This is a genomic window from Arthrobacter sp. KNU40 (assembly GCF_051515115.1).
Classification (GTDB): domain Bacteria; phylum Actinomycetota; class Actinomycetes; order Actinomycetales; family Micrococcaceae; genus Arthrobacter.
In genome coordinates this window covers 273,517-286,104 of sequence record NZ_CP195850.1, presented here as the reverse complement: position 1 = coordinate 286,104, position 12,588 = coordinate 273,517, and the positions used below count along the sequence as shown (strand labels likewise).

10 protein-coding genes and 1 pseudogene are annotated in these 12,588 nt (G+C 65.7%); 6 read left to right on the top strand and 5 right to left on the bottom strand.

The features are described 5' to 3' along the window. The first annotated feature begins 37 nt into the window (after positions 1–37). A complete protein-coding gene (locus ACSKT0_RS01385; RefSeq protein WP_345447907.1) occupies positions 38–946 on the top strand; it encodes a DMT family transporter in 909 nt (302 codons plus the stop codon). A 32-nt stretch (positions 947–978) separates the two neighbouring features. On the opposite strand, the gene ACSKT0_RS01380 is transcribed toward ACSKT0_RS01385, so the two are convergent. Together ACSKT0_RS01380 and ACSKT0_RS01375 are read right to left on the bottom strand one after the other, a co-directional pair. Continuing rightward, a complete protein-coding gene (locus ACSKT0_RS01380) occupies positions 979–1,899 on the bottom strand; it encodes a carbohydrate kinase family protein (RefSeq protein WP_437772176.1) in 921 nt (306 codons plus the stop codon). 27 nt (positions 1,900–1,926) lie between these two features. Next, positions 1,927–2,979: a LacI family DNA-binding transcriptional regulator gene (locus ACSKT0_RS01375; RefSeq protein ID WP_437772175.1), complete on the bottom strand. Its 1,053-nt coding sequence runs from the start codon at positions 2,977–2,979 to the stop codon at positions 1,927–1,929. 328 nt (positions 2,980–3,307) lie between these two features. On the opposite strand from ACSKT0_RS01375, the gene ACSKT0_RS01370 reads away from it, so the two are divergent. Beyond that, positions 3,308–3,667, top strand: a complete 360-nt coding sequence (locus ACSKT0_RS01370) for a metallopeptidase family protein (RefSeq protein ID WP_437773943.1) — start codon at positions 3,308–3,310, stop codon at positions 3,665–3,667. A 1-nt stretch (position 3,668) separates the two neighbouring features. Here ACSKT0_RS01370 and ACSKT0_RS01365 read toward each other — a convergent pair whose 3' ends face one another. Together ACSKT0_RS01365 and ACSKT0_RS01360 are read right to left on the bottom strand one after the other, a co-directional pair. Next, positions 3,669–6,407, bottom strand: coding sequence for a PEP/pyruvate-binding domain-containing protein (locus ACSKT0_RS01365; RefSeq protein ID WP_437772174.1), 2,739 nt, complete (start codon positions 6,405–6,407; stop codon positions 3,669–3,671). Between the two features lie 38 nt (positions 6,408–6,445). Further along, positions 6,446–7,495, bottom strand: coding sequence for a universal stress protein (locus ACSKT0_RS01360; RefSeq protein ID WP_437772173.1), 1,050 nt, complete (start codon positions 7,493–7,495; stop codon positions 6,446–6,448). 396 nt (positions 7,496–7,891) lie between these two features. Between ACSKT0_RS01360 and ACSKT0_RS01355 the strand changes: the two genes are divergently transcribed. Next, on the top strand, positions 7,892–8,512 hold the full coding sequence (locus tag ACSKT0_RS01355; protein ID WP_437773942.1) for an FAD-binding protein: 621 nt from the start codon (positions 7,892–7,894) through the stop codon (positions 8,510–8,512). On the opposite strand, the gene ACSKT0_RS01350 is transcribed toward ACSKT0_RS01355, so the two are convergent. Beyond that, positions 8,509–9,207, bottom strand: coding sequence for a copper resistance CopC family protein (locus ACSKT0_RS01350; protein WP_437772172.1), 699 nt, complete (start codon positions 9,205–9,207; stop codon positions 8,509–8,511). The two genes, ACSKT0_RS01355 and ACSKT0_RS01350, sit on opposite strands and share 4 nt — an antisense overlap. A 114-nt stretch (positions 9,208–9,321) precedes the next feature. Between ACSKT0_RS01350 and ACSKT0_RS01345 the strand changes: the two genes are divergently transcribed. The 3 genes and pseudogenes from ACSKT0_RS01345 to ACSKT0_RS01335 form a co-directional block, all read left to right on the top strand. After that, positions 9,322–10,764 carry an NCS2 family permease gene (locus ACSKT0_RS01345; protein WP_437772171.1) on the top strand — a complete coding sequence of 481 codons (1,443 nt, stop codon included), beginning with the start codon at positions 9,322–9,324 and terminating at the stop codon, positions 10,762–10,764. 74 nt (positions 10,765–10,838) lie between these two features. After that, the gene (gene hutG, locus ACSKT0_RS01340) at positions 10,839–11,804 is read left to right on the top strand and encodes a formimidoylglutamase (protein ID WP_437772170.1); all 966 of its coding nucleotides are present in this window, start codon (positions 10,839–10,841) and stop codon (positions 11,802–11,804) included. A gap of 173 nt (positions 11,805–11,977) precedes the next feature. Then, positions 11,978–12,502: pseudogene (locus ACSKT0_RS01335) on the top strand (phosphogluconate dehydrogenase C-terminal domain-containing protein); the annotation flags it as partial. Positions 12,503–12,588 lie beyond the last annotated feature (86 nt).

Sequence of the window (12,588 nt, the reverse complement as noted above, 5' to 3'; positions counted from 1 at the left end):
CCAGTCCGTCGAGCCCATCCCGGGCTAGATTGGCATCATGGCCACAAGCACCCCAATCTCTCCGGCGACCACCCCCTCCCGGACCATCAGTAAGCTCGGCATCGCCGCCGTCATCGTCACCGTTGTCCTCTGGGCATCCGCCTTCGTGGGCATCCGGGCCGTGGGACCCAGCTTCTCCCCCGGTTCCCTGACGCTCGGACGGCTGGTGGTTGCCGCCGTCGCGCTCGGCATTGTCGCCCTGCCCAGGCTCAAACGCTGGCCCAAAGGCCGCGAATGGCTGCCTATCGTGGCCTACGGTGTCATGTGGTTCGCGGGTTACAACCTCGCCCTGAACGCCGCCGAGCACATGCTCGATGCCGGAACCAGCGCCATGCTCATCAACGTCTCACCGATCCTGATCGCCGTCCTCGCCGGCGTGATCCTGAAAGAAGGCTTTCCGCGGTGGCTGATCATCGGCAGCCTCGTGGCGTTTGGCGGCGTTGCGCTCATCGCGCTCGGTTCGGGACAGCGCTCGACGGCGGATGTCGCCGGAGTGCTGTTGTGCCTCCTTGCCGCTGTGCTCGCCGCGGTGAGCGTGATTGTTCAGAAACCCGTGCTGCGCAAGTTCTCGGCGGCACAGGCCACATGGTTTGGCATCATGGTGGGCGCCGTGTGCTGCCTGCCGTGGGCCGGACAACTGGTGGCCGAAGTGCAGGCCGCACCTCTTCCGGCCACTCTCGGCTTGGTGTATCTGGGGATCTTTCCGACAGCCATCGCTTTCACCACGTGGGCCTATGCGCTGTCCCTCATTGAGGCCGGTAAACTTGCCGCCACGACGTACCTGGTCCCGGGCGCCACGATTCTGATTTCCTGGGCGGTGCTCAAGGAGATCCCCACCATCTGGGGCCTCGTGGGCGGCGTCATCTGCCTCGTGGGCGTCGGGTTGACGCGGCGCCGGTCCCGCTAGGATCACGTCCCGCCGTCGAACCCCCGCCGCAGCTACCTCGCCATCCCGGCGAGAAGCTCGCGGTGCGTGGGCGGGTTGGCTCCCGGGCGTCCGACGGTAATAGAGGCGGCCATGGAAGCCGTCTGCCCGATGCGTTCGAGAACCGTGGGCGCAAGCCCTTGGCTGCCGCGCAGCAGCAGCCCGAGGATCAGTGCCGACATGTAGGAATCACCGGCGCCGATGGTGTCCGCCACCACCGAGGTCACCGCGGGAACCGTCAGTTGGGTGTGCGGCGTCGCCATGAGGGAACCCTGGGCGCCGCGCGTGACGACGGCCAGGCCCGCACCGAGGCCCAGGATGTGATTGGCAGTCTCTTCCAGGGACTTGCGGGGGTAGAGCCAGAAGGCGTCGTCATCGCTGAGCTTCACCACGCTGGTCAACGGCACGAGTTCCTCGAAAATGCGGAGCGCCTCGCCGTGGCTGCCCAGGAGGTCGGTGCGGATGTTGGGGTCGTACGTGACAATGCACCCGCCTTGGGCCTGCTCGAGAAGGGTCCTGACGACGCCGGCACCGGGCTCAAGGAACGTGGCGATCGAGCCCGTGTGGAGCACCTTCGGGGCATAAGGGAGCGCGGCGGGACCCAGCTTCCACTCGATGTCGAAGGTGTATTCGGCCGAACCGTCCGCGGCGATCTCCGCCGTCGCCGTCGCGGTCTTCGCGAGTGATTGCGAGCCCGGTAGGACAACCACACCGGCGCTTGCCAAGTGGGCGGCGATGGACTCGCCGCGGGAATCACGCCCGACGGCGGTCAGTAGCCCGGCCTTCACGTCGAGCCGCCCGAGGCCGTAGGCGACGTTCGCAGGCGAGCCGCCGGGGTATTCGGTCTGGCCTGCGGGCGAATTGACGATGTCAATGAGGGCTTCGCCGACCACGACGACGTCGAGCGGCTCGGACGCAAGGGGCGAGTGGTTCATAGGTTCCTGTTCCTTGGTTGGGGAGTTTCAGTGGCTACTTGTGGTTTTCAGGGGCGCCGCCACGGAATGGCGTTCGATGAGGGGACATTCAAAGTATTCGGTACTGCCGTCACGTTCCGCGCCGGCCAGCAGCAGTTCGATGGCGCGCCGGCCCATCTCAACGAAGGGCAGTTCCAGCGTGGTCAGCCCCGGCCGCAAGTGCGGGGCGAGCGTTTCCTGGTTGTCGAAACCCACCAGTGACATGTCGTGCGGGATCGACAGCCCGAGCTGGCCCAATGCTTGGTAGGCGCCCCAGGCTGTGCGGTCGTTCGCGCAGAAGATTGCAGTGGGTGGCTGCGGAGCCATCATGAGTGCAAGGGCATTGTCGAAACCGCCGGACTCATGACCGTCGCCGATCCTGTGGAGCCCGGGGTCCGGGTTGAGGCCTGCTTCCTCGAGTGCGCGGAGATAGCCCGCATGGCGTCCGACGGCGGCGGGAAGCTCACCGTCCACTGCGCCGATGTTGATCATCGCGATGCGGCGGTGACCGGCGTCGAGCAGGTGTTTGGTAGCGGTGTACCCACCCAGCTCCTCTCGGGGGACGATGCTCGGAAAGCGCCCGGAACGGTCTCGCGAATTGAGCACGACGGAGGGCACCTCGGCCAGGACGTCCGGCACGTCAAGGACCCGGTGGTACATGGCGGCGTAGACCACTCCGGCCACCTTGTAGGACAGCATGGCCTCCAATGAAGCGGCCTCGAGGTCCTTGTCACCGCCGGTGTTGACGGTCAGGAGGAGCAGCCCGGCCTCCCAAGCCCTTGCTTGGGCGCCTTCGATGATCTTGCCCGCGAATGGCGCAGTGGCGACGAAGTCGCCCACGAAGCCGATCATGCCCGCCACTCCGTCGCGGAGCACTTTGGCGTGTGCGTTGGTCCGGTATCCGAGTTCGTGGGCGGCGGCATGGACCCTGCGCCGGGTTTCCTCCGAGAACCTGGTTCCCGCGGCGTCGTTGAGCACCAGGGAGACCGTGGCCTGGGAAACACCGGCAGCGGCAGCGACGTCGTTCATCGTCGTGCCGGAGCGGCTTCCGGGGCGGGTCATGGGCCGGCCTGTCTCTTGAATGCGTTTCTGTTGAATGAACTGGGGGTCCTTGCACCGGATCCGCACGGCTGGCCGGGCTTAACCTGGGGGCGAGTTATACGAATTACCAACGCGGAAAACTCTAGCTGCCACGACATCCGGCGTCAACGACCGGGCCACGGACTAGAGTCAGATCATGCCCGCGAATCTACCTCCCGGCCTGCCGATTGTTCCCGACGGCGATACCCCTGGCGGCCAGCTCATTTCCTCCCGGCTCCCTGGTGCTGGCGAGGGGGTTGGCACTGGCGCTAGCGCTGGGGCTGCGCAGTCCAATACCGTTCCGTTCGCGATGTCGCCGGAAGACTTCGAGGCGGCCGTCAGCGATGCCTTGCTCCTGATCCCCGACAAAGCGGCCCGGGCCATGGACAACGTGGCCATCTTCATCGAAGATGACTACACCCCGCAGCCTGGAGAGGATCCGGACACCGTACTTCTGGGCCTGTACGAGGGTGTGCCGTTGACGGAACGGGACTCTTGGTGGGATGCCGGTTCCCTCCCCGACAGGATCACCATTTTCCGGCAGCCGATCCTGGATATCTGCGGATCCCGCCAGGAAGTAATCGACGAGGTGGCCATCACCGTGATCCATGAGATCGCCCACCACTTCGGCATCGGTGACGACCGTTTGCACGAGCTCGGCTGGGGATAGGCTAGATAGCCACCGTCCCCGCGGCGCCATCCACCGTGATCGTGTCGCCGGAACTGATCCGGGACGTGGCATCCGGGACGCCGACGACTGCGGGAATCCCGTACTCACGGGCCACGACGGCGCCGTGTGAGTTGGGACCGCCCATCTCCATCACGAGTCCCCCGGCGGTCAGGAACAGGGGCGTCCAGCCGGGATCCGTGGAGGGCGCGACCAGGATTTCTCCTGGTTCGAGATGCGCGCCCACCGGGTCCATGATCACCCTTGCTACCGCCGTCACCGCTCCCGCCGAAGCCGGAGTTCCCAGCAGCATGCCGTCCGACGCCGGCGCCCCCGTCCCGCCGCTCAGGAAACCAGGCAGGGCTTCCGGCTCGGTGCCGTCGGAGAGCAGTACGCGCGGCACGTGCCGGCGCTTGAGTTCAAGTTCGTAAGCCTCGCGCCGCTGCGCTACCAGATCGTGGAAATGCTTGCCGTCCAAGCCGCGGTGGGCGTCATTGAAATCCAGGAAGAAGACGTCGCCGGCGTCATCGATGACTCCCGCGTCCGCCAAGGCCTCTCCTACTTCCGAAAGTTGGGCGCGGACCGCAGCGAAGCCCCGCACGAGGTGGTACTTGGGGAGCTCACGCAGTCCCGCAAACATGCGTGTACGTTCAAGCGCCATTTTGACGATCCTCGCGTGCAACGGACCCTTGGACCGTGCACGGGCCACCAGCACGGCGACTTGCTCCTCGGCGTCGTGGGCAGCTTTTTCGAACTGTTTGTCCGGCGCCAGTCGGGGATCGTCGAGGCGAAGGTAATTGACCAGGACTCCGATGATGTGGGTGGGGTCGTCGGACCAGCGGGGCATGCCCAGGTCGATTTCCGCGATGGCCCGGTGCCCGTAGTCGCGCAGGAACGAGGCCAATCCCGCCTGCGCGACGACCGGAAGCCCGCCGCCGCGGTAGCGCTCCGCGAGCGCAGCGGGATCGCCATCGGTAAAGGCCTCCGCGGAAGCGGGATCGTGGCGGATGCTGGCCGAGAGCCGCCACAGGGCGAGGTCCATTTCGGTGGTGACGTTGTTGGGCAGGCCGCGGATGATGGTTTGAAGCTCACCCCAGGAGGCCTGCTCGCCAAGTATCTTCCGGACCACCCCGATCATCGCGAAGCCAAGGGCTACCGGAGGCAGGATATTGGGCAGTATGGGGAATAATCCCTCGCGAAGTATCCGCTCGGCGTTGTCCAGCTTTTCACGGGGAGCGACATCGGCGGGAACTTCATGTATGGCCTTCAGTTTCCCGCCCAGCTGTTCCACCTTGTCGAGGGCAACGTCCGGCCGAAAGAGGGCGCGCAGCAGGATCTCCGGAAGGCGGAAGCGGAGCACGATCGGGCCAACGTGCCTGAGCAGTTTGAAGGGCGTCTTGCTGGTGACGGCAAAACGCGGGTCCTCGAACAGGCCGCGCACAATGGCCGCGGAACGTGCTTCCATGACGTCGAAGATCCTGGGCACGATGGCCCGCCCGGCCTCGCTTCGGAACACGGAAGTGAGGTCAAAATAGATCCGCTGCCCTGCTTCGTAGTAGGGCGAAGGCCCGTCCCGCGGTTCCGGAACCCGGAATCCCGCCGCGTCGGCTACCGAGGACCCCATGAGCCGGATGCCCGCGAGGCCCATGGGAGTCAGGGGACGGGTGAGCCCTTGGGCGAGGCTGAAGCAAAGGTACGCGTGGGGCCCGGGGACTGCGGGTTGGCGGGTCATTTGGGGGTAGAGCGTGGTGATAGGCCGGGCTTGGGTGAGCCACAGTTTGCCCTCGCCATCGATGGCCCATTCAGTGTCCTGCGGTGCTCCGTAATGCTCCTCGACGCGCTGGCCAAGGACAGCGAGCGCCCTGACCTGGGAGTCGGCAAGGCAGGCATCCCCGGCTGTTCCGTCTTCGGCCTGCGCCGCCGGGCCGAGTCTTTCGGTCCCGCCGCCGGGAATGGAGCGAATCACGAGCTTCCGGTCGCCGATCCTTCGTTCCGTGATCCTGCCGGTGAGGGAGTCCACCACAAAGTGGTCCGGATTCACCGCGCCGGAGACCACGGCCTCACCGAGCCCCGGGTTGGCGTCGATGACAGCTTCGCGGCGCCGCCCGGTCACCGGATTGGCGGTGAACAACACCCCTGCAGCTTCAGCCTCCACCATCCGTTGGACGACGACGGCGAGCGTCACCGTGGCGTGGTCGATTCCGTTGCTTGCGCGGTAGCTGGCCGCCCGGTCGGTCCACAGGGACGCCCAGCACTTCCGGACGGCCTGCAGCACGGCGTCGGCCCCCACGACGTTCAGGTAGGTGTCCTGCTGGCCGGCGAAACTCGCAAAGGGCAGGTCCTCGGCCGTGGCCGAGGACCTGCCGGCCACCGCGACTTCCGAGCCCAGCGCCGAGTAAGCCGAGCGAACGGCGTCTTCGACGTCGGCCGGGATCCCGGCGTCGAGCACCGCTTTCCTGGCGCGGGCCGCGAGGGAAGCGAGCCCCTCAAGGTCGCCGGGCTCCACGGCCTCAAGGCCGCGGAGGATGTCCGGGAACGCCGACCTTGAGCTGCCATCGGGCTGAAGCGCTCGCTGGTAAGCCTCGGTGGTCAGGCAAAACCCGGGCGGGACCGGAAGCCCCGCCCAGATCAGCTCGCCGAGATTGGCAGCCTTGCCGCCGACCTCTGGAAGCATGGTTGCCCGGATCCGGCGCAGCTCGACGATCAAGCGCGATGCCTCACCGGGCTGTGCGTGCTCCGCCATTGTCGTCCGCCTGCGTCCACCGGTCCTTGGGTTGCCTGTTATGCGGCGAGCATCGGACCGAAGTTGGCGCGGTCCGCCAGCCTGGGATCCTCGCGGTCGGGAACAACCAGCACGGGCCCTTTGGCATGGTGCAGGACGCCATCCGACGTCGATCCGAGGAGCATTCCTGCGAAGCCTCCCCGCCCGCGCGTGCCCAGCACCACGAGTTCGACGCTTCGGCTCACTTCCACGAGAACTTCCACGGGCGAACCATCAAGTAGTTGAGTTTCCGCTGGAAGCTTGGGGAAGTGGCTCTTGAGCCACGCCAGGCCTGCATCGAGCTGAACCCTGATGTCCTTGAAGAGTGCCTCCCGGTCCAGGGGTGCCGGAACCCACGCCAAGGAACCGCTGTACTCGGGTACGGCGCAGATGACGCGCAGCTTGGCGCCCATGCGTTCGGCCTGCTCTGCGGCTTCCAGGACCGCAACGCGGGCCTGCTCGGAGCCGTCCACGCCGACTGCGACGACGTTTTCGATCACACGGGAACCGGCCTTCGCGCGCTCGGCCTTGATGTGCTTGTCCTCTGTGGTCTCGCCCAATCGGTCCGCGCAGAAGAGCGGGACTGTCACGGTGGGGCACTTGGAGTGCGCCGGCAGGGCACTGCTCACGGAGCCCAGGAGCCTGCCGACGAACCCCCCGCGTCCCCGGGTGCCGAAGACCAGGAGCTCGGCCGTTTCGGACAGATCGAGCAGCACGCCCGAGGCATCTCCGTTCTCCACCGATCCATCAACGTCGATGGCGTAGCCGGAAACCTTCTCGAGGGCCTGCTTGACGATTGCTTCGGCGCCGTCCCGGATAACGGAGTCATCCACTGTTGCATAGCCGCCGTCCAGGCCGGAAGCCGCGAAGATGGGCACGGAGTAGGCCGTGACTACATGCAGGGGAAGCTGCCTGCGTTCAGCCTCGCGGGCGGCCCAAATGAGGGCGCATTGGCCGTGTTCGCTGCCGTCAACGCCCACCACAATCCCGCCTGGGGCAATGGATGGTTCCTCCCTGTTGCCTTCGGTCTCTGGTCGATGGCTCTCAGAGTGTTTGCCGTGCTGGTCCATGGGGCCTGCCTCCTCGCACTGCTGCTGATGTTGCGGCTATTCTGCCAGAGGCCGCGCCCACAACGTGTTTCTCGCTTGACTGCCGTGAGTTGCGGTCTCCAATGCTCACTATTCTCGTTTGCAAGGGCCGAATCAAGCCGGAAGAAGCGCATGTGGAAACCGGGCCGAGGGCGTGGAAATCCGCCGAATCGGGGCGCGAAAAACGCATCGGCGGACATGCCGGTGCCGGGGCTATCCACCACGCGATTTCTTCTGTAATGTTCGAGGCACTGGTGACCGGGGATCGTGTTTTGCAACACATCAACGGCCATCATTTGCGACCGCTTGGGGACCCGGACGCCACCCCGCTGTTGCCTCGGCAACGCACCTTCAAAGAGGAGCCAAGCTGTGTCAACCATGCCTGCTGCGAGTACGGAACGCACCACTGCTGTGGTCATCGGTGCCGGTATGCCTGGCTTGGCCGTGGCCAGCGAACTCAGCCGCTACGGCGTAGACGCCATCGTGGTGGACGGAATGTATATCCCCGCACCCTTACAGCCGCTCAACACCGGCATCCTGCAGCGCTGCGACGCCGCGGACGCAGCGTGCCTCCAGGAGCGCAGCGAAATCCTGCGGCACCTGCGCAATTACGCAGCCAGTCACGGGCTCGATGTGCGAAACACGACGCGAGCCGTCCGGCTCGATCGCCTGGACGAAGTTGCCGTGGGGACCCAGTGGGCCGTCCACACTGCCAACGGAGTTCTCCTAGCCGACCACGTCGTTGTCACCCGTTGTGGACAAAGCCAGTTGCGGCGGATGCTTGCCGAGCTCGGCATCGCGATCGGCCAGAACCTCGTCGCAGCCATGCGCGCGATTGGAATGTACCTTGTTGGCGTCGGCGAACTTGCCACGCCCACCCCGAAGGAAGTCCTGCGCCAAGCCAAGGTGGTAGGCCAGGCGATATCCGCCAAGGTCTACCCGGACAGCGTGCACGGGGCCCTCACCGGCACCTTTGCAGCTGTTCCTGCCTTGGCCTAGGGCATCTTCTCTGGGCTGCTGGGCTCGTCCTCGTCCTTGTCCTTGTCCTCGTTATCCTCGGCATCGTCAGAATCCTCGGCATCGGCGGAATCATCAGAACCCCCGCCTGCGAGCCGGCGTCGTGCCGTGATGCCCAGGAAGACCAGCAGGCCCGCGGCAACCACCGCGAACACCACAATGCTCCAAGGGAACGGCTGGGAGGCATCGGGTACCTTCTCCGGCGTCGCCGTGGAACCCGGTGCGGCAGTGCCTGCGGTGGGCACCTCCACAGATGGTGCCGTGCTCGCGGAGCCGCTGCCCGCCGTCGTACTCCCTGCCTTGGCGGTGAATGTGAAGGTGCCTTCGATGGGGTGCGAATCCGAACTGACAACTCGCCAAATGACGGTGAAGGCGCCGGCAGGCGCGCCCGGCCGCAGCTTCTGCGACACCACAGCGTCCACAATCTCGACGGAACCATCGGCCCAGTTCTGACCTGAGGCGTCGTTCACCCGGATCTGCGAGCCGAGCAGGAGCGGCCGGTTGTTGAACGTAATGGACACGGAGCCCGGGACGTTGGCAACCGTTGAGCCGTTTGCCGGTGACGTTGACTCGGCGACGTCGTGCGCGAAGGCGGGTGCCGCCGAGAGCAGCGCGGCAGAGAAAAGAACCGCTGCGAAAGCGACGACGACGGCCAGCAGCTGGCGGATAGGGCGCATGAGCGAATGACTCCCTTGGTGTTGGATTCCTTACAGACTAGGCGAATTCGCGGGAGGGCCGAAGCCGCAGGCATAGGATTTGAGAGCACACTTCCCCGATCCCCGGAGACTTCCATGCTCAAGCAGGGCTCAGCCATCGACCGCTACTTCAAGATTTCGGAACGCGGATCCAACTACTCGCGAGAAATCCGAGGCGGCTTCGCGACGTTCTTTGCCATGAGCTACATCGTGGTCCTCAATCCTTTGATCCTTTCCGGGACGGACTCGAGTGGCGCTTCCCTTGGCTTCGCCGCGGTCGCCGCCACCACGGCCTTCGTAGCTGGCATCCTGACGATCCTCATGGGAGCCTGGGCCAAGCACCCCTTCGCCATAGCTACCGGGCTGGGCGTCAACGCCTTCGTGGCAGTCACCATTGCCTCGCACCCCGGCCTGACGTGGCCCGACATGATGGGCCTGGTAATGCTTTCGGGCCTGACCATGCTGATCCTGGTGCTTACCGGTTTCCGGACCGCGGTCTTCAAAGCCGTGCCTGAGGCCCTGAAAACCGCGATCGTGGTGGGCATCGGCCTCTTCATTGCGCTCATCGGCCTCGTCAATGCCGGCTTCGTGCGCCGCATCCCAGACGCTGCAGGCACCACGGTCCCGCTGGGACTGGGCGTCGACGGCAAGCTGCTTGGCTGGCCCACCCTGGTGTTTGTCGTTGGCCTGGTGCTGACCATCGCACTGGTGGTCCGCAAAGTACGTGGCGCCATCCTGATCGGCATCATCGTCTCCACGGCCCTCGCGGCCATCCTGGAATTCACCCTGCACATCGGCCCGAGCTTCGACGGCAAGACCTACAACCCGCGTGGCTGGTCCCTGGTGGCGCCCAAGTTCACCGAGTGGGCCGCGCCGGACTTGTCCCTCATCGGCAAGGCGAACCCCTTCGGGGCGTTCCAGCACCTTGGCATCATCGCCGCCACGCTGCTGGCGTTCGTGATCCTGCTCAGCATCTTCTTCGACGCCATGGGCACCATGGTGGGCCTCGCCAGGGAAGCTGGAAACATCGACAAGCACGGAAATATCCCCAACGTGGATCGCGTCCTGCAAGTGGACGCGCTCGGTGCGATCATCGGTGGCGGCTCATCCGTGTCCTCCAACCAGATCTTCGTGGAATCGGGCGCCGGGATCGGCGAAGGTGCACGGACCGGCTTGGCCTCGATCGTGACTGGTCTGCTGTTCCTGGTGGCCATGTTCTTCACCCCGCTCATCAACCTGGTCCCGTTCGAAGCCGTCGCCCCCGCCCTGGTGGTGGTGGGCTTCATGATGGTGTCCCAGGTGGGCAAGATCCACTGGCAGGACTGGGGCGTAGGCATTCCCGCGTTCGTGACCATGGCCCTCATGCCGTTCACCTACTCGATCGCCAACGGCCTGGGAGCCGGGTTCATTTCCTTCGCACTCATCCGTACGTTCCAGGGCCGGGCCCGCGAAGTCCATCCGCTCATGTGGGCCGTGGCCGCGGCATTCCTGCTGTTCTTCGGGATCGGTCCCGTCGAGGAAATCCTGGGCGTCAAATAAGCCTTTCCGGAATACCGGACACCTGCCGCCTACAAGCGGTACTTTTCGGTGCCGTCATGCGTTGAGCTTGAATCATGGAGATTTCCCCCGCTGTTGCCGATGTCCGCCCGACGCCGTGGACCGGCCGCTTCGACGGCGACGGCGATGAGCACCGCCGCTGGTGGCAAGCCGTGGCGCCCCACACTTCCGATGTAGCCGCCCCCGGCGGGACGGAAGCGGGCTCCCGGCCCGCCGTCGTCGTGGGCTTCCGCAGTGACGAAGGCGTGCGGCGCAACAAGGGCCGTATTGGCGCGGCGGCCGCGCCGGGAGCTATCCGCCAAGCCTTGGGCCCTCTGGCTTTCCATCTGGACCGGGACGTGTTCGACGCCGGCGACGTCGTCGTCGAGGACGGCTCGTTGGAGGCGGGCCAGGAGCGCGCGGGCCGCGTGATTTCGGAATTGCTCGACGCCGGCACACTCACCGTGCTGCTCGGCGGCGGCCACGAAACCGCCTTCGCGAGCTACCTGGGCGTGGCCGGCTCGGAGGCTGTGGCAAGCGGTAAGCGCCTCGGCGTCCTGAACCTGGACGCGCATTTCGACTTGCGGGACGAGCCGGTGCCAAGCTCGGGCACGCCGTTCCTTCAGATGGCCCGGGCGGAAGCCGCCGAGGGCCGCGAACTGAACTACGCCGTCGTCGGAATCTCCGAGCCCAACAACACGCGCACTCTCTTCAACACGGCGGACCGCCTCGGCGTGAAGTACCTGCTGGACGAAGACTGCTCCGCGGAGGCCGTGCAGGAATTCGTGGGGCGGTTCCTGGACACCGTGGACGTGCTCTACCTGACGATTGACCTGGACGTGCTGCCGGCGTCGGTGGCTCCCGGAGTGAGCGCCCCCGCAGCGTATGGCGTGCCGCTGCCCGTCATCATCGCTGTGTGCAAGCAACTTGCCGCGAGCGGGAAACTCCTTCATTTGGACGTTGCCGAGCTCAACCCCGAGTTCGATATCGACTCCCGGACCGCCAAGGTGGCCGCGCGTTTGGTGAACACGCTGCTGGCGTAGGGCCGCGTCCCAGGTGCCGCGCCCACCCAACTAGCTCGCATTTGTTGTCGTTTTGGGCACTCAAAACGACAACAAATGCGAGTCAGTTGGGGCTCAGCCGACGGCGCGGAGCCTGACGGCGATGAACTGGCGGCCGGGGAGTTCCAGGCGGAAGCGTCCTTCCACCGTGTCCGGCCGTCGCCCACCCGTGCCACCCCTCGGTGTTCCTCGAGCGGACCACCAAGGAAGAATGGGCCGACACCTTCGGCGGCCAGGGCGCCCCGCAGAACGTCGTGGCCGCGATCGACGAGGACGCACCGTCCGCGACCCGCGACGCAGCCGAGGCGACCATCCGCACCATCTACGCCCCCGTCATCGACGTCCACTGGGTCACCGTGAAGCAGCTCGCCATCCTCGAACCCACCCTCGTGGAAACCGTGGCCTGCATGATCGGCACCCTGCTCAACGAAGCCCTCCACGAAACCGTGCACACCGCGGGCGTCCCCGAAGAAGCAGCCAAGGCCATGCTGTTCGGCCACGTGCAGATCGCCCTGACCAACGCCCTGCGCGGCTCCAACCCGTTTTCCGAGGCCTGCGAAATCGCCATCCAGTACGGCAAGGACACCATCATCAAGGACGACTGGAAGAAGATCTTCGACGATTCCGAGCTCGACGGGGTCATCGCCAAGATGCTCAAGCTGGACGCCGTCAAGCGCTAGGCACATCATCACCACCCGCGGGATGGCACATCACGGCAATACTGCCGCGAAGTGCCATCTCGCGGCGCATTCCAGGGGTTTACGCC